Annotated in this window: 10 protein-coding genes; 3 read left to right on the plus strand and 7 right to left on the minus strand. The window is 70.1% G+C overall.

Annotated elements, in window-relative coordinates:
• Positions 1-103: 103 nt before the first annotated feature.
• The gene (locus tag KEG38_RS38995; RefSeq protein ID WP_272425526.1) at positions 104-1,504 is read right to left on the minus strand and encodes a sensor histidine kinase; all 1,401 of its coding nucleotides are present in this window, start codon (positions 1,502-1,504) and stop codon (positions 104-106) included.
• A gap of 109 nt (positions 1,505-1,613) precedes the next feature.
• Between KEG38_RS38995 and KEG38_RS39000 the strand changes: the two genes are divergently transcribed.
• Positions 1,614-3,827, plus strand: a complete 2,214-nt coding sequence (locus KEG38_RS39000) for a putative metal-binding motif-containing protein (RefSeq protein WP_272425527.1) — start codon at positions 1,614-1,616, stop codon at positions 3,825-3,827.
• Between the two features lie 6 nt (positions 3,828-3,833).
• Here the strand turns inward: KEG38_RS39000 and KEG38_RS39005 are convergent, their stop codons facing one another.
• Positions 3,834-4,115 carry a hypothetical protein gene (locus tag KEG38_RS39005; protein ID WP_272425528.1) on the minus strand — a complete coding sequence of 94 codons (282 nt, stop codon included), beginning with the start codon at positions 4,113-4,115 and terminating at the stop codon, positions 3,834-3,836.
• A gap of 230 nt (positions 4,116-4,345) precedes the next feature.
• Positions 4,346-5,395, minus strand: coding sequence for a phospholipase D-like domain-containing protein (locus KEG38_RS39010; RefSeq protein ID WP_272425529.1), 1,050 nt, complete (start codon positions 5,393-5,395; stop codon positions 4,346-4,348).
• Positions 5,396-5,521: 126 nt separating this feature from the next.
• On the opposite strand from KEG38_RS39010, the gene KEG38_RS39015 reads away from it, so the two are divergent.
• Entirely contained in the window at positions 5,522-6,172 is a 651-nt protein-coding gene (locus KEG38_RS39015) for a glutathione S-transferase family protein (RefSeq protein ID WP_272425530.1), read from the plus strand.
• A 104-nt stretch (positions 6,173-6,276) separates the two neighbouring features.
• Complete coding sequence (locus KEG38_RS39020; protein WP_272425531.1) at positions 6,277-9,156, plus strand: YncE family protein; 2,880 nt, start codon at positions 6,277-6,279, stop codon at positions 9,154-9,156.
• Between the two features lie 3 nt (positions 9,157-9,159).
• On the opposite strand, the gene KEG38_RS39025 is transcribed toward KEG38_RS39020, so the two are convergent.
• From KEG38_RS39025 to KEG38_RS39040, 4 genes are all read right to left on the minus strand, one after another.
• Positions 9,160-9,801 (minus strand): lamin tail domain-containing protein, encoded by a 642-nt coding sequence (locus tag KEG38_RS39025; RefSeq protein WP_272425532.1) that lies wholly within the window; start codon positions 9,799-9,801, stop codon positions 9,160-9,162.
• Between the two features lie 17 nt (positions 9,802-9,818).
• Positions 9,819-10,964, minus strand: coding sequence for a hypothetical protein (locus tag KEG38_RS39030; protein WP_272425533.1), 1,146 nt, complete (start codon positions 10,962-10,964; stop codon positions 9,819-9,821).
• A gap of 18 nt (positions 10,965-10,982) precedes the next feature.
• A complete protein-coding gene (locus KEG38_RS39035; RefSeq protein WP_272425534.1) occupies positions 10,983-12,473 on the minus strand; it encodes a DUF2252 family protein in 1,491 nt (496 codons plus the stop codon).
• Positions 12,474-12,589: 116 nt separating this feature from the next.
• Complete coding sequence (locus tag KEG38_RS39040; RefSeq protein WP_272425535.1) at positions 12,590-16,408, minus strand: serine/threonine-protein kinase; 3,819 nt, start codon at positions 16,406-16,408, stop codon at positions 12,590-12,592.
• Between the last annotated feature and the right edge of the window lie 5 nt (positions 16,409-16,413).

Consider the following 16,413-nt stretch of genomic DNA (forward strand, 5'->3'; position numbering starts at 1 on the left):
GGGACGCCTCGCGTCCCCCTCTCGGCCAGGCGGAGCCCGGCCGATTCACCCCCCGAGGCGAGCTCGCTTCGCGACCTCGCAGAGCAGCGAACGAGTCGCTGCTCTAGGCGCTCATCTTCGGAATGATCAGGCGCACGCGCGCGCCGCTGGTCGGGGCATCTTCGATCTCGAGCTGCATGCGCACGTGCGCCGCGATCGCCGTCGCGGCGATGAGCGAGATCCCCGCCGGACGACCTGCCGCGAGCACCTCGAAATCACGGCTCAGCACGCCGGTCCTCGCCGCCTCGGGCAGCGGGTGCCCGGCGTCGTCGACCGTCAGCGCATACCCGCCACTCGCATGCTCCGACAGCGTCAGCACCACCTCCGTGCCCGGCGGCGACGCGCTGATCGCATGATCGAGCAGCGCATGCATCAGCACCGTCAGCGCTCCGATCTGCGCCACCTCGTACGCGCTCTGCGGCGCGTTCAGCTTCACGCGCACGTCGTGCCGCGCCGCGCGCCCCATGTCGTCGCGCACCACGTCCCGCAGCGCCTCCGCGATGTCCACGTGCCGCGGCAGCTCGCCGATCGGGCACGCGCCGAGCCGCGCGAGGTCCGCCATCGTCTCCGACGCCGCCGTCACGTGCCGCATCGCGCTCGCCACGATGTCGCCGACCTCGCCCTGCCGATCACGCAGCGGCAAGAGGTCACGCGTGATCGCCGAGAAGATGCCGCGCAGCTCCGATACGAGCCCTCGCACCCCGGCCACGAGCACCGCGAGCCCTTCGCTGCTCACCGGCTCGATCGACGCGCTCGCCGGCGGCGTGCTCGACACCTTCGCGCCGCCGCTCGCGAACACCGCGGCGAGCTCGCGCGCGTAGGCCTCGCCTTGCTCTTGCGCGGCCTTCAGCTCGCGCTTCAGGTTCTCGAGCTCCTGCCGCTGCATGTCCACGTCGGCCGGCAGCACCAGCGTTTGCATCGAGCCGTCGAGCTCGAGACGTCCTCCGTGCCGGATCGCCATGCGCGACAGCCACGCACGCTCCGACTCGAACGTCGCGGGCTGGTCCGGACCGAGCACCACGCTGACCTTCACCTCTTCGCCTTCGCGGCGCACGCTCACCTCGGAGGTGCCCTTCGCGTTCGCCGGATCGCCTGCTTGACCGACGAGCAAGAGCAGCATGCGACGCAGCTCGGCCTCGTCGCCGAACACCGTCGTGCCCTCGCCCATCTCGATCTGCACCCGCGCCTCGGGCGCGACCTCCCACATGAGCTGCGCGAGATCGATCTTGCCTCGCCGCCCTCTGCTCGCAGGATGCCCGTGGAGCGACGCCAGCATGCCGACGGCCTCGTCGAGCTGGTTCAGCGTCGTCTCCACTGCGACCGTGCTCTCGCCGTCGGGCACGCGAACGGAGCCCGGGGGCCCGTCCTGGATGATCACTCCCTGGCGGAGCTTCTGCGCTGCAGTGCGGGCTTCCTGCGCGAGCAGCCACGTCAGCTCGTTGCGCGTCAATCGATCGCTCGTCACCCGATCTCCGTCCTCTGCGCTTTCTTCGAGAAATCGCGCCGACGCATGATGCCAGAACCCGTCCTGCCCTGCTACGCTGAAGGCGGACCTCGCCCCTCCTTCCTTTGCCATGACGAGCGCCGAGACGAAGGACCCGCGGCCGCGGCTCTCGCGACATCTCCGCTGGATCGTGCCCCTCCTCCCCGCGGCCGCCCTCACGAGCGCCTGTGGGCCATCCACCGCGCCGAACCCCTTCACCGTCGACGCCGGCCCCGACGCGGCGGACGAGCCCGACGGTGGCGGCGCCGGCGGCGGTAATCCCGACGACGGAGGCACGCCCGACGACACCCTCGGTGGCCCTTGCAACGACGACGCCCAGTGTGACGACGCCCTCGCCTGCACCGTCGACACCTGCGACGTCTCGATCGCGCGATGCCGCCACAGCCCCGACGACGCGGCTTGCCAGAACGGCGCCTACTGCGACGGCGTCGAGCGCTGCGAACCCAAGCTCGGCTGCCTCCCCGGCGCCCCCGTCGCTTGCTCCGACGGCGACGTCTGCACCATCGACACCTGCGTCGAGTCCACGGGCGCCTGCACCCACGTCCTGCGCGACGCCGACGGCGACGGCGCGCCCGACGGCCACTGCGTCGCGAAGGGCGACTGCGACGACGCCGATCCCAAGGTCTCCCCTGCGCTGCCCGAGGTCTGCGCGAACGGCACGGACGACGATTGCGACGGCGCCGTCGACGAGAGCGGCTGCGCCTCGCCCGAGCACGACGCCTGCGGCGATCCGCTCGTCATCGACGCGCCCGGCGCCTACACGATCGACACCACCGCCGCCGCCTCGAACTTCGCCGCCTCCTGCAACGTCGACAACCAGCCCGCCGCGCGTGACGTCGTCGCGGCGATCGTCCTCCCTGCCGGCTCGCCCCTCGACGTCGAGATCACCGCGCGGACGAACGGCCCTGACGTCGCCATCGCGCTCCTCGGCCAGTGCGGCGATCCCTCCACCGAAATCACCTGCGGCAAGTCGTTCTTCCACCTCCAGGGTGGCCGCTTCGCCCAAATTCGTGGCCGCGGCCTCGGCGATCCGGCGAAGGCCGTTGCCCTCCCGCTTTACGTCTTCGCCGACGCGGACACGCCCGTCCTCCTCGACGTCGCCTTCCTCCCGCCCGAGCCCGTTCCCACGAACGAGACCTGCGCCCTCGCCGAGCCCATCCCCTTCGGCGTCCCCTTCTTCTCCACCTTGATCGACGCCGCCACGGACGTCGGCATCGCCTGCACCCCGCTCACCGGCGAGCTCCTCTACAGCTTCGAGCTCGCTTCCCCCGCGAACGTCCACGTCTACGCGAGCTCCGTCGACGGCGATGGCTTCCCCGTGATCTCCCTCCGCGACGCGGCCTGCGCGCTGCCCGAAAACGAGATCACCTGCCAGAACGCGCCGATCGTCGACGTCTTTCGCCACGCGCTCCCGGCGGGCACGTATCACGTCGCCGTCGGGGCTTCCGCGCCCACGGTCGTCTCCACGACCGTCGTGATCGAGCCGCCCACCGAGCCTCTTCCCGACGAGACCTGCGAAGGCGCTCCCGCGATCACGCCGAACGTCACACGTGACGTCGACCTCCTCGAACGACAGGACGACGTGAAGCTCGACTGCCTACCGGGCGCCGTCGACGCCGCCTACACGCTCGCCTTGCCCGTCGCCTCCGACGTCCTCCTCGTCCAGCGAATCTCCCAGGGCGACACGGGCGCCGTCGCGCTCGCCCTTCCGCTTTGCGGAGGCCCGTCCGACCAGCTCGTCTGCGACATGGGCTCGCAATCGCCGCTCCGCGTCGGCAAGCGCAACGTCCCGGCCGGCGATTACCGGGTCGTCGCCGAATCTCTCCTCGGCCAGCCCGTGCAGGTCACGGCGTTCGTCCGCAAGACCATCCCGCCTTTGATCGTACCGTTCGCCGACGCTTGCGCCGACGTGCTCATGATCCCCGAGACGGGCGGTTTTTTCCAGGGCAACACCGCGAATGCCGCGCCGAGCTTCAATGCTGGGTGTGATCAAGGTGGAGGGCCCGAGGGCGGGGCACGCGACCAGCTCCTCGGGCTCTCGCTTTCTGATAAAAAACGCGTCGTGCTCGACATGGGCGGATCGGGCTACACGACACTACTCGACGTCCGCAAAGGGCCCGATTGCCCCGGCGTCGAGGTCCCCAAGGCTTGCGCCGTCGGTTACGGCCAAAACAAGAGCTTCCTCGACCTCACCCTCGATCCGGGCACGTACTTCATCCAGATCGATGGGCTCGGCCAGGATAGCGGCCCCTGGTTCCTCGACGTCCGCGTGGCGGATCCTTAATCGCGCTCAGGCCCCTCCTTTCTTGGTTTTCGACCTCGGTTTCCCAGCCTGCACGCTGACGGTCACGTTGAAGGCGAGCCGATGGATTTCCTCCACGGCGCGCTCCGCCTCTTCCGGTGTCATCGCGAATCCCGTGAACATCTTGCGCCCGGCATACCTCGCCGGATCGATGCCCTCGGCATTCACGTAGATCAGCCCATCGCTGCCGAGTGCGAGCTCCGTCGGGAGTTCCTCCGGAGCCTCGTCCTCGTCCGCGCGTACGTTTCTCGTTCTTCGATTCGTCGCCACCGCCGTAGCGTTCCTGCTGATGCTCGTTTTCGTTGTCCGCGGTCGGATCGATTCCTTGCGCATGTACGCGTCCTCATCGGAAGACGCCGGCTGCGCACCTGACCAAGGCTCTTTCCATGCTCGGTTTTTCCCCGAACGTCAAGCATGGTTTTACCGGGGACCACGGTTTGTCCGTGATCCGGTTTGTCCCGTGACCGTCCGGGCCCCGCGGGGTCCGGTCCGGACGGCGTCTAGCCCTTCGCCTTCGCCTGCTCCGCAGAGAGCGCCGTGACGAACGCCCCGCGCAGCGCCTCGAAATCCTCGACCGAGAGCGTGTGGCTATCCTGGACGAACCCATTGAACCAGTGCTTCGGCGCGCCCGGCCGCAAGGATTCCAGGATCGGCCGCGTCCGGATCTCCTTGCCGAGCTCTCCCAGCACCACGAATTTTTTTCGAAATGGCTGCGCTCCGCCGTCCATCCCCCGGAACGTCGCTGCGTCGTCCCGATACGTCTCGCCCACGAACATCCCCATCGCCCGCAGCCCCCGACCGCGCCCGGTCACGTGGAAAAAAAACGGGTCGCCCTTCGCGTACCGCTCGAGCTCCGCTTGCCTGCGCCGGCCGAAGCTCTTCGTTTGCATACAAAGCGTGTAGTTCTTCGCCGTCACCACGAGCAAGTGCCGCCGCGCCGCGGCCTTGGCTCGCTGCTCGCCGAGCTTCTGCGCCACCGAGAAGTCGAGCCGCGCCTCGGCGGAAGGATCCGGCGCGCGCTCCATCGCCGCCCGGCGCACCACGCGCAGCGCCTCGTACTCGGCCTCGAACGCCTCCGACAAGGGCCACGAGAGCTCCGACCAGAAGAGTTCTTCGAACAGCCGCATCGGCCGTTCGAGCTCCGGCTCCGACGCGCTCCCCTCGATCCGCACGTTCACCGCGAGGTCCCGCGCGAGCCCCGACGCCGCGAGGTCCGACGAGCCCACGTAGACGACGCGCCGCGCGCCGCTGTCGAGCACGTAGAGCCGCGGCAAGAACGCCGTCCCGCCCCAGGCGTGGTAGAGGCGGCATCGCGCGCCCGGCATCCGCTCGAAGCGGCGCAGCATCGCCGTCTCCGTCCCATATCCGCCGAGCCCCGCGAGCAGCAAAAGCTCGCCGCCGCGCTCGACGAACCCCACGAGATCGACCACCGCGAGCGCGCTCGCCTCCGCGCGGCTCACCGCGATGCAGACCCGCGTCGCCTCGCCGAGGTCCGCGGCGAGCCGGGCCCCCATCTCTCGGCCGTGACGCAGGAGCTCGATGGTCGCCATGCTCCCCGCGTTTCTAGCAAGGGATCCCGCGCCGCGTCGAGCCTCTTTCGCGCGGGATCGCGTTCCTGGGCAAACGGACCCGAGGTCCGATTGACGCCCCTCGCCGGCTCGGGTCTCCTCGCGAGCATGAGCCAAGATCCCGAGCGCGAGCTCATCTACTTCGACATCCGCGGCCGAGCCGAGTCGATCCGCCTCCTCCTCGCCTACGCGCGCGCCCCTCACGTCGACCGGGGCATCCCGCGCGCCGATTGGCCAACCCTCAAGAAGACCGTCCCCCTCGGCCAGGTCCCCGTCCTCATCGAGCGCTCATCTGGGGGCGAACGCGTCATCCCCCAGAGCCAGGCCATCCTCCGCCACCTCGCCCGCGTCTTCGGTCTCGACGGGATGAACGAGGACGAACGCGTCCGCGCCGACATCGTCGCCGAGACCGTCGTCGAGCTCCGCACCGCGTGGAACCGCGTCGCCTACAACCCGGGCTGGCTCAAAGATCAAGCCGCCACCGACGCGCATTTCCGCGACGTTTTCCCTCGCTTCCGCGCGATCCTCGAAGGTTTGCTCGAACAATCCGAAGAGCGCGGCGCCCTCTACTTCGCCGGCCCCACGCCCACGCACGCCGACTTCCTCGCCTTCGACACCCTCGAATCGCACCGCGAGGTCGTCGCCACCTGCCTCGACGGCCACGGCTCGCTCCAGCGCTTCCTCGACGACGTCCGCGCCCTGCCCCCGATCGCCGACTACCTCGCCCGCCGCCGTCCCTCGGATTTCCAGCGGGCCTGATCACCTTCCCGGTAGTTTCGTATCACAAAAGGTCTAAAATAGATCTTGCAAGGGACTCTTGCGTCTGCGACCGTGTACGCACCTTTCACAAAGGGTGTACAAACATGAGATCCTTGCGCCTATCTCAGCTCCTCGTGATCCTCGTTGGCTGCGCGCCGTTTGCCGCGGTTGCCTGCAGTGACGACCCGTCGAACCCCGGCACGAGCACGAGCTCGAGCAGCGCCTCCGGCAGCGGGGGCAGCGGCGGCGCCGGCGGCGCCGGCGGGGCGGGCGGCGTTGGCGGCGGAAGCTCGAGCACCGGCACCCCCGGGCTCGCCTGCGCCGACGCGCTCCTCCCGCTCCAGAACCCGCGCGCCCACACCCTCGGCGAGACGTTTTACCTGCCGCGCTTCCTCACCGACCCCGGCTGCCCCGCCGAGCTCGCGTGGCAGGTCGTCTCGGCCCCGGCGGACAGCAAAAACGCCGTCTACAACACCGGCGCCCCGGAGCCGCGCTTCACGCCCGACGTCCCCGGCGATTACACCTTCCGCCTGAACGACCCCGCGCAAACCGAGCTCACGCTCCGTGCCGTCGCGCGCACCTCGCAGGCGCGCTTCCGCAACCACCACCTCACGCCGCTCTATGGCGCGGCCGCGGTCGACGGCGAGCTCTGGACGGCGAATGGCGCCTCCTACACCGTCACGCGCCTCGTCGCCGACAATGGCCAGTGGAAGAAGGACGGCGAAATCACGGTCGGCGCCTGGCCCGCGGCAATCGCGCATCATGCCGGCGGCAAGAAGGTCTACGTCGCGCAGCGCGGCAGCGACACGGTCGGCATCGTCGATCGCGACCGCAACGTCCTCGAAGACGCGCTCTGGGTCGGCGACGAGCCGAGCGGCCTCGCCATTTCACCCGACGGAACGACGCTCTACGTCTCGCTCGCCACGATGCGCAAGGTCGCCGTGGTCGACCTCGACAAACGCGAGGTCAAGGGCACGATCCCCGTCGGCTTCGACCCGCGCGCGCTCACGCTCTCGGCCGACGGAAAACGCCTCTTCGTCGCCTCGTATCGCTCAGGCAACAAGATCAAGGACACGCGCGGCACCTACGGCCCCGGCGACGACGAGGACATCTGGATCGTCGACACCGAGACGCAGAAGGTCTCGCTCGCGATCTCCGGCGTCGCCGCGGATCTCCGGTCGATCTCGCTCTCGGAGGATGGCAGCGAGCTCTACGTCGCCGCGACCGACGGCGACCCTGAGCCCTCGCAATCGGCGCCGAACGCCATGCCGTTTTTCCACGAGGTCGTCGTGCTCGGGGCCGACCCGGCCAAACCCGACTACGGCACCGTCCTTCGCCGCGCCGATCTCACGCGGCAATCGGGCTCCGGCGGCGCGGTCGTCAATCCCTCGGGCGTGCTCGGCGTGGGAGACACGATCTGGGTCTCGTCCGAATCCTCGGACGTCGTCGTGGCCCTCGACCGCGCCACGCTCGCCGAAAAAGCCCGCACCGCCGTCGGCCCCGGCGCGCGCGCGCTCGTCAAGATTGGAAATGAAGTCGCGGTCCACAGCTACCAGAGCTTCGAGGCGAGCTTCCTCGACGCGGCCGGCGCCGTCGTGCAGACCGTTGCGCTCGCCGAGGATCCGCGCCCCACGAACGTCGCCCTCGGCGAGCGCGTCTTCACGCGCCCCGGCGGCACGTTCGCGGCAAACCATGCCTGCTCGAGTTGCCACGTCGAAACCCAGAACGACGGCATGGTCTGGCGCTTCGGCCCGCAGATCTGGCACAACGTCCGGCCGCTCCAGCTCCTCGACGCGACGACGCCGCTCGAATGGGGCGCGTACGTATCGAACGCGGACAATTTTGGTTATCAGGGCCCGAGCTCGATCGTCGGCCGCCCGGCGACGCCCGAGGAAGCGCTCGGCCTGCAGGCGTTCCTCGGCTCGCTGCTCGGCGCCCCGCGCGAGACGGGCCATACCCGTGTCGACGGCAGCTTCACGGAGGCGGCCCTCCGCGGCAAAGACATCTTCGAGGGCAAAGCCGCTTGTTATGGCTGCCACGCGCCGCCGCTCTACACGTCGCGCGAATACATCCCCGTCGGCAAATCGGGCGAACCGGCCGACATCCCCTCGCTACTCGGCGTCTACCGCCACGGCGTGTATTTCGTGAAGGGACAGGGGCGAAGCCTCGAAGCGGCGCTCGACGTCGCCGTCAATTACGTACAGGCCGACCTCACGGCCGACGAGAAAGCCGATCTGCTCCAGTTCTTGCGCGAGCTCACGCCGAAGGGCGCGCACCCGCTCGCGATCTGGCCCGACATCGACAGCGATGAAGCGGTCTACCCCGACATCCGCCCGAGCATCGCGTTCGCCGATCCGATCGACGACTCGCAGCCCGGGAAAACCGCGGCCGACGTCGCCGCGGACTACGTCATCCTCGAAACCGAGGCAGGCGAGAAGGTTTCAGGCTCGATCGTGGTGACCGGCGGCCGCGCCGAGTTCGTCCCGACGGCGCCGCTCACGGCGGGCGCCAAGTATCGATTCCGCGTCTTGCCGGGCCTCCCGTTCCTCTCGGGCGGCGCGACCTCGGGCGAGCGGAGCACGGAGTTCGTCGTGGCGAACCCTGCGATCGGCACGTGGCCCAAGACCATGAAGATGACCGTCACGGTCCCCGGCCCGGGCGGCGTGATGACCCCGCTCGATTACGTGCTCGAAGCGAGCGACACTCCGCGCCCGGGCGGCATGACCCTCATGGTAAAACCCCAGCTCTTCGGCAACCAGCAGCGGCAGGAGGTGTGGGCGCGGCTCGACGGCGACAAACTCTACATGCAGCCGGTCGCCATGCCGATCAACCCGACCGGCGTGGCCGACGCCGCGATGATCGTGGGCACGGTGAAGACCGTGAACCAGGCCGATCAGAGCATCTCCCTCGTCGAGGGCACGCTCCGGCTCGGCGGCCCGGGCATCAACATCCCGGGCGTCGCGTTCGCCATCGTCCCGAACTGATCCTCAAGGCGCCTTCGTATTCGCCTCGCCGGGTGTCGCCTCACAGGCCTCGAAATCGCCGATGCCGTTCGGCACCCGGCCGTACGTCTGCCCATCCGCCACGGCGGCCGGCGGATACTCCGCCTCCGCGACGATCGCGTCGCTCGGCGACAGGAAAAAGATCTTGTCACCGTTCGACGCGCTGATTCCGAATCCAGCGTGATAACAGGTCGCCGGCCCGCCCTCCGCGAGGCACTCCGATTGCGGTCCGGATCCGGGCGCGTCGAGACCCGCGACGATGACGAGGTACGCGCCCGGCGAGAGCTTCGTCCCGGCCTCGAAACGCACGGCTTCCGCGACCTTCGGCACGTCGCCGTCCTGATCGGCGATCCCGTACCCGTCGAGATCCATCACCGCGTCGCCCACGTTGACGATCTCGATCCACTCCTCCGCGCCCGTCGCCGCGATCTCATTGATCACGATTTTCGCCGCGCCGGAGCCGCCCGCGCCGCCCTGCCCGCCGCCGCCGCTCCCGCCGCCGCCGCCCTGCCCCGAGGAGCTGCTCGCGCTCCCCGTGGGAGGCGGATTCTCCGTTGCCTCCGAGCAACCGAGCACGGCGGTTGCCGCGACGAACATACTTGCCAGGAAAAACTCCATTCTCGCCATCTTGTGGTCTCCTCTCCTCAGAAAACGACCCGGCTCGCGAGCCGGAGCTCCCAGAAATCCGAGCCGGGCAGCGCCGCCCGCGCGACGTCCCCCGGCGCCTGCCGCGTCACCGCGACGTGCCCTTCGAGCGGCTGCGCCACGCGATACCCGACCGAACCCGTCAGCGTCGCGACCGTGTCCCCCACCCCGCCGAGATCCCGATCCCAGTAAGCGCCGCGCAGGCCGAACATCAGCCGATCCACGGGTTCGATCCGCACGAATCCATCCACGAGGAGCGACCTTCGCGCGCCGTCGTCCGCGAGCCCCCACGCGTGCGTCACGGACGCGCCCGCGCGCACCCGCGTGCCTTGCCACAGCACCGATCCGGTCAGCCGGTCCGCGCGGGAAAGCCCCGTACCCGACGAACCAACGACGTACGACCCGAAGATCGCGAGCGGCCGCGCAGCCCCACCGGGCGCGGGATGCACCGAGGCCGCGATTTCAATGTTTTTCCCGCGATTCAGCTCCCGATTCGTGTATCCCTCGCCGTTGTACGCGCCAACGGCGACGAACCCATATTTCCGCGGCAGATTCACGCGAGCCGTCGCGCCGAGGTCCGCGGGCGAGAGCATCCCGGTTTGCTCGATCGGCGCGGGCCCGACGACCCTGAGCCGCCACGTCCCTTCGAGCTCGGGCACGGTGAGCGTCGGAACGACGCCGGCCGCGAACACGAACCACGACGAATACTTGACCCCGGCCCACGCCTCGCGGAGTCGCAGCACGATGCTATCGCCGGCCACGCCGATCAGCGCGCCCTCGCTCGCCGAGCGCACGCCTTCGAGCACCACACGCCCCATGGCCGGGCCAAACTCCCCCGTGATCGCGCCGTGCACACGCGGCACCTCGAACAGGTGAAACCACGAGCGCTGCCCCGGCTCGGTCGCGGTCCATCGAACCGCGTATTGCGCGAACATCTCGAGCCCCGGCGTCACCTTCAGCCCCGTGGTCCCCGCTGCGGTCGGAGGCGCCGCGGTGCCGTCGAAATCGGGAGCGCGCGCGGAAGCGGGAGCGGGAGCGCGCGCGGGAGCGGAAGCGGTTGCGGGGGCGGGCGTTTCCTGGGCCGCGGAAGGTGCCGCGGAGGCAATCATCGCCGCGAAAATCGTCGTCAGGGCATATATGCGCATGCGAGTTCGTCGCTCCAATCAGGGCACATGGGCGTCGCCGTAAAGCGCTCGCAAATCGGGTGGCGGGGTATCCGCCGGATCCATCGGAATCCCGAGCCGAGGCCCGCGCTCCATGAGCGCCTCGCGGAACAGCCCCCAATCGACGAGCACCTGCGCCGCATATCGATCCCCGACCTCGACCTGCTCCGCGACGAACCCCGCCGGATCACGCCCGATCACCTCGGCCACATCCCCCACGGCCCACGACGTCCCCAGGGGATCCGCCGCATGCGCGCGGGCCACCACGCCGCCGAGCCGGCGCCCGAGGCTCGCGAGCGCCGCCGGGCTGCCTCGCTCTTCGACCATGCGGCTCGTCCGCAGCGTCTTTTGCCCCTCGCTCTCGCGCTTGATCTGACAGACGAACCCCATCCATTCCGTCGTACCCCAGAGCGGCTCCGCGTCGGGCCGGGCCCAGGCCGCGCGCGACGCGCGGCGCACGCGCTCGGCGACGCCGTCGTAAAACACGCCCGGCGGATAGAGCCCCGCGAGCCCGCTGTCGGCGAGTTCCTTCAATTCGAGTACGACGTCGTCGCCCGGATCGTCCGTCGGCCCGCGAACGAGCAAGATGACGCGCACCCGGGTAAAGCTCGCGACCCCCGAGCCGAGCTCGCGCGCGGCGTCGAGCAGCGTGAAGAAGGCAGGCGGCGGCGGATCGACGAGCGTTTTGCGGTATTGCTCGATCGCCGCGGGAAGCTCCGCATACGCCGTCGGGGGTACGTCGAGATAAACCCCCGTCGGCTCCTCCGGATCGAGCACACCACGACGAAGACGACGCTCCGGGCCTTCGAGCAGCGAAAGCTCGTCGAGCTCCGCGCGGGCATCCCGATCCTCGATCGAACGCTCGAACAGATCGTCGAGGTTCGGATCTCCCCCGCCCTCCGTGATCCGCTCGCGCGGCGCGCCTTTCGCGAGGGCGGCGATGGCCTCCGCATACCCTTCCGCCGCGGCGCGCGCGATCTCACGCGACGCCGCGGCCGTCGCCGCTTGGACAGCCGGATCCTCCGCGTTCGCGAGGCGCGCGGCGAGCGCCATTCCCGCGACGAGGCGGCGGACGTCCCAGAGATACGGAGCAAAATCCGCGCTGTCGAAATCGTTCGGCTCCAGCGCGAGCGTGCCGTCGGCCGCGAGCAAGGCGCCGAAGTTCTCCGGGTGCGGATCGCCGAGCGCGGGTACGAGTGGCCCGGCGAGCGCGAACGCGGAGGCGCCGAAGCCGAAATTGTTCCCTCGATAATCGTGGAGCGAGAGCGGCACGGTTCCGCGATAAAAATCGTACGCGCTCGCGGCCATCCGCGCGTATTTGCCCTCGCAGAGGCGCGGCCTCGCGCGGAGGAGCGGTTCGTCGGCCCGGGCCATGACGCTCGTGATCTCGGCCTTGCGCGCCTGCTCCTCGGTCCTGCCGCCACACGCCACGAGCCCGAGCGCGAGCGCGAGGCAAAGACGACGACATTCCGAAGGCGGAGGCCCGTTCACGCGGGCGATGCCTAATCGAGCGGAAACGTCGAGGCAATCGCGCGGCGCATGCGACACCCTTGCGTCACGCCGCTGCCACGTTGTCTACGTGGCTGACATCGACCCGTCACCGAGCATCATTGCGCCGAGCTTCCCCCGAGCCACGTCCCCGAAAGCCTTCGAATCCGCACGTTCCCGGGGACACGCTCAACGAAGTGCCGCCGGTAGCTGGGATCGCCGATGGCCGCCTCGCGCGCGCCGAGCTCGTCCTGCGCCTCGCGCAGCGTCACCTGCGCCGCCTCCACGTCCCCGGCCGCCATGAGCGCCTCGGCGAGCGTGAGCAGCACGCGCTCCACCCCGCGCGGCCCGATTTGCCGGTGCAGCCCGAGCGCCTCGCGACAAACCTTCACCGCCTCGGCAGGGCGCCCCCGCGCGAGCAGCGCCCTCGACCGGAACCACGCGCACGAGGCGGCGACGATCAGATTTCCGCGGCTGCTCGTGGCGTCGATCAGCGACTCGGCCGCCTCCACGTCGCCGCGCTCGATATGGGCCTCGATCAGCGTGAGAGAACCGAGCACGCTGACGACGTTGCCGTCCCTGCCGTGCACCCGCTCCGCCACGGAGCGTGACATCGTGATGGCCTCCTCGAAGCGGCCTTGCGCGAGCCGGAGCTGCGCGAGATACGCCGCGACCACGTTCGCCGCCATGCTCGGCGGGCGCGCCTCGGTGCGATCGAGCCAAACTTCGGCCTCCTCGAACGCGCCGAGGTCCGTGCAAATGCCGACGAGCACCGCCGTGACGATCGGCACCACGTGCCGCTCCCCGCCCTGCTCCAGGAGTCGCACGGCGTCGAGCGCGTGCTGCCGCGCGAGCCACGGATTGCGGGCGAGGTTCTTCTCCACCATCGCCGACGCATACGCGAGCGCCCCGGCCCGCGACGGCTCCATCTCGATGCCAGCCCCCATGTTCGCGCGCATTTTTTCGAGGAACAGGAACGCGTCCCCATTCCCGGTGGCCGCAAGCGCCGCGATGAGCGGGGCGAGCGCCCGCGCCAGCGCGGAGAGCGCATTCGGGGCAGGCTCGGTCTGCAACACGCGGCGGCTCAGATCCTGCAACGTTTCGTGCCGGCCGAGCAGCATCGCGCCCCCGATCGCGCCCTCCAGCGCGATGCAATGGGCCACGGACCCGGGCGTCGTGCGGCGCAATGCCTCTTCCGCCGCGGCGAGCGAGGCCTCGTAATCGCCCGAGGCCGAAGCGATGCGCGCCCTGAGCGCCCAGAGGTCCGTCGCGACCTCGTCCGTCGGCCCGGCCGCGAGCCCCCGCTCGACCGCCCGCACGCCCGCCTGGAGGTCATTGCCGCGCATCGCCGTCTGCGCCGCCCGCGCGTGCCAGTACGCGGCCCGCGGGCCCTGCCCGCCGCGCTCGAAATGCATCGCCAGCACCGACGGATCCGGCTCGCCCACGCGCTCGAGCCACGTCCCCGCGAGCCCATGCCCGAGCGCGCGGTCCCGCTCCGTCAGCATCGCATACGCCCCTTCCCGCAGGAGCGCGTGCCGAAATGCATACTCTTCCTCGCCGACGAACCGCCGCGAATTCCGGCGCGTCACGAATTCCCGCGCGACGGCATAATCGAGGGCCGCGTCCACGTTCACCGGCCTGCGACCGCCGAGCAGCCGCCTCACCCCATTCGGCCAGAACACCTCCCCGTACACGCTGGCCGCGCGCAAGAAATGGCGAACGTCCGGCGGGAGCGCCGCGAGCCGGGCCTCCACCATCCCGAGCACCGTCTCCGGCAATCCGCCGCTGCTGCGCCCCTCGGTGAAGGCCCGGACGAGTTCTTCCAGGTAAAACGCATTTCCCTCCGACCGCGCCACGAGTCCCGCGACGAGCGCGTCGTCGACGTCGTCCCCGAGCGCGGCGCGCACCAGCGCGGATGCAGCCCGGCGCGGCAGCGGGCCGAGCCGGACCTCGTGCGTCCGCTCCGCCCAGATGCGCGGGAACAGATCGTGAACCTCGGGCCGGGCAAACGCGACCACCGCGAACGGCTCGTCCCGGAGCTCGCGCAACGTCGTGTCCACGAGCTTCACGGACGAACCATCGCCCCAGTGCAAATCCTCCAGCACGAGCAGCGTCGGCCCTTTTCGGGCCGCGGCGCGCATGAACTCGACCCAGGCCGATTCGATCCGACCCGCCATGAGCGGCGCATTCTCGCGGGCCGACCGGAGCAGTGGATTGCGTTCGTCCGGGAACGACGCGCCCACGAGCTCGCCCAGAAACGGCGCCGTCCGCTCCGCCGCCTCTCCCGACAGGAGCGCGCGCACCGCCGACGACACCTTTTCCTGCTGCACCTCGCGCCGCTCACCGACCTCGATCTCCATCAGCATCCGCAGCGCCGACGCGATCACCGAAAACGCCGCGCCCGAACGCATCGCGTCGGCGCGACCGACCGCGAGGCAAAGATTGGGGAGCTTGTCTTGCAGCTTCGTGATGAGCTCCTGCCGCAATCGTGATTTCCCCATCCCCGCCGGCGCCGTGACGAGCACGGACTGCGCGCGCTGCTCGTCGAACTCCTGCTGCAGGAGATCGAGCATCGTGTTGAGCTCGCGCTCGCGCCCGACGAACGGGCTCGGATTGCCGAGCAGCGTGCGCGTCTCCTCGCCACGCGCGTGCTCGTCGAGCAGCCACGCATGGCCCGCGTGCTCCTGCACCTCGAATCGTGGATCGAGCAGCGCGCGCGTGACCTCGTCGAGGATCACCCCGGGGCGGCCGTCCTCGCGAGCGCGATCGACGAGGAGCGCCACGAGCTCGACGAGGTCCCCGACGGGAAGCCGATCCGCGAGGTCACTGCGGCCCGTCACGAGCGCAATGGTCCGATCCGACGACGCGGCCCGGATCGCCAGCGCCGCGCGCGCCGCCCGCACCGCCTGATCGGCCGGGCTCCCGACGCCGGGCAGCACCATCAAGATCGTGCCCCCGGCGAGCGTATCCACGAACGCGCCGAGCGGCTCCGCGATACGACGGACCTCGTCGAGCGCGCCGCGCGCCGTGCCCGCAATGGCCACGATCGAAAGCAGCCGCCGCTCCCGCTCGCTGAGCCGCGACGGCGTCATGCTGCGGACCGACGGCGAGCTCGACGAGGTCCCGCTGATGGCGGAGAGCTCGGCCACGAGCGCCGCGCCATCGGCCGGCCGCTGGCTCGGGTCCTTCGAGAGCATACGCGCGCAGAGGCTCGACACGGAGGCGGACACCTCCGGCCGCACGACCGCGAGCTCGGGCGGCTCTTCGAGCAGGAGCTTCGCGAGCAGCGCCATCGGGTGCGAGCCCTGAAAGGCCGGTCGTCCTGCCAAACACTCGAAGAGCACGCAGCCGAGCGAAAAGACGTCGGCGCGTGGGCCCACGACCTCGTCGCCGCGCGCTTGCTCCGGCGCCATGTACCCGGGCGTGCCGAGCACGGAGCTCGACCGCGTGAGCACGGTCGAGCCCGTCGAGGCGCGTGCGATCCCGAAATCGAGCAGCTTGATGCGATCGACGCGCCTTCCGACGAGGAAGATGTTGCTCGGCTTGATGTCGCGATGCACGATGCCCCGCGCGTGCGCCGCGGTGAGCCCTTCCGCGGCGTTCCGCACGAGCGCGAGGCCCGCGTCGATTTCGAGCGGCGCGCGCGCGAGGCGCGTGGCGAGGTCCTCGCCGGAGAGCCACTCCATGACGAGGTAGGGCTCGCCGATGGCCGTGAGCCCGTGCCCGACGTGCCGCACGATGCACGGGTGTTCGAGCCGCGCGAGGATCCGCGCCTCGGACAGGAATCGCTCGGCGCCGTGCTCGGGATCGCGCAGAAGCTTGAGCGCCACGATCTCGCTCGTCGCGAGATCTTTCGCGCGCCAGATGGTCCCCATGCCGCCGGAGCTCGCCTTCGACTCCAGCTCGAACCGCCCGTCCACGATCTCGCCGCTCCGCATGCGCG

Origin of the sequence: Polyangium jinanense, assembly GCF_028435265.1 — a bacterium.
GTDB lineage: Bacteria > Myxococcota_A > Polyangia > Polyangiales > Polyangiaceae > Polyangium > Polyangium jinanense.